This window comes from Anoxybacillus sp. J5B_2022 (genome assembly GCF_026847645.1).
Lineage (GTDB): Bacteria > Bacillota > Bacilli > Bacillales > Anoxybacillaceae > Anoxybacteroides.
On the sequence record NZ_JAPSMC010000136.1, the window covers coordinates 1 to 1,547 of the forward strand.

Here is a 1,547-nt window from a genome sequence, read left to right on the forward strand (position 1 = left end):
ATCTTTGTGTCAAAGCAAAAATTCACCCCAAATAAAAAAGGCAGGGAATCCTGTCCTATGATAAAATGAAGTCAACCAAAACCCATTCCAAAGGAGGTTCCCTACCATGGCTATTATACCACAACCAAGCCTATTTGTGTGGAGTGAAATTGAAGAATTAGGCGATTTAAAACGACTTCAACTCGTGATCGAAACGATGCCCGATGAATCCCTTATGCAAAAGCTCGAAAAGCGGCGGAAAAACGGGCGGGATGACTATCCCATTCGTGGGATGTGGAACTCGCTTTTAGCAGGGATTGTGTTTCAACACCCGTCCATCGAAAGCTTGCGTCGAGAGTTGTCACGCAACGCCCAACTCCGAATGGTATGCGGGCTAACGAAGGTTCCGACTTCCTCCGCCTACAGTCGGTTTATGGTGTTGCTTTTGAAAGAGGAGAAAGCGATCCACGAGATGTTTGTTCGGCTCGTGGAGGAAATCAGCGAAGAACTGCCGGAGTTTGGCAAGCACTTAGCGATGGACAGTAAAGCGATCGCGTCGTTTGCGACTCGAAAAAACCGCCGCCAAAAACGAGATGGACGGCGAGACGTCGATGCAGATTATGGAAAGAAGGTCTATCGAGGGAAAAAAGAAGATGGGACCCCATGGGAAAAGATCGTGAGATGGTTTGGGTATAAGCTTCATCTGATCGTGGATGCGATCCATGAACTCCCCGTGTTTTATTCGGTGACGAAAGCGTCCACACCGGATGTGGTGGAAGGGCGACGAATGTGGAAGGACATGAAGGAAACGATGCCGAAACGAATCGAAGAGGCAGAAACGTGTTTGGCAGACAAAGGGTACGATGATACGAAACTCATCGAAGAACTGTGGGAGGAGTATGGTGTCAAACCGGTCATCGATATTCGAAACATGTGGAAAGACGGGGAAGCGACGAAAGTGGTAAGTGGCCAAACGAATGTCGTGTACAACTACAAAGGGACGGTGTATTGTGTTTGTCCAGAAACAGGGAAAGAACGAGAAATGGCCAATGGAGGGTTTGAAAAAGACCGGAATACATTAAAAAAGCTGTGTCCAGCAAAAGTATATGGCATCACGTGCAAAGGGCAGAAGCAATGTCCAGTCGGCAAAGGGATCCGCATTCGTTTGGAGGAAGATCGACGAGTGTTTACTCCGATCGATCGCTCCAGCCGGAAATGGGAAACGCTTTATGCGAAGCGAACGGCGGTCGAACGAGTGAATAGCCGATTAGATGTGTCCTTTGGGATGGAACAGCACACGATTCGGGGGCTTTCGAAAATGAGGGTGCGATGTGGCATGGTGCTGGGTGTGATGCTTGCATTAGCGCTTGGTCGAATCCGCGAAAAGAAAGAGGACAAGATGAGAAGCCTCGTCTGTGCGGCGTAAACGAAGGGACAGGGAGAAACTGTTTTAAGTACCATTTTAAGTAAGTGTAAAATGGGAAAGGGGGTTCGTGTGCCCTTCTTTAGTTGATTCGATGGAAAATATGGTTTTATATAGAAAATAAAAGAGGAGATTGTAGAAAAAT

The 1,547-nt window shown here is 47.4% G+C and carries 1 protein-coding gene; it reads left to right on the forward strand.

Going from position 1 to position 1,547, the window contains the following annotated elements:
* The first annotated feature begins 106 nt into the window (after positions 1–106).
* Positions 107–1,405: a transposase gene (locus tag M4I42_RS16790; RefSeq protein ID WP_268853176.1), complete on the forward strand. Its 1,299-nt coding sequence runs from the start codon at positions 107–109 to the stop codon at positions 1,403–1,405.
* Positions 1,406–1,547: the final 142 nt, after the last annotated feature.

Coding starts and splice junctions, on each gene's coding strand:
- M4I42_RS16790 (WP_268853176.1), top strand. CDS start 107: ATGGCTATTATACCACAACCAAGCCTATTTGTGTGGAGTGAAATTGAA.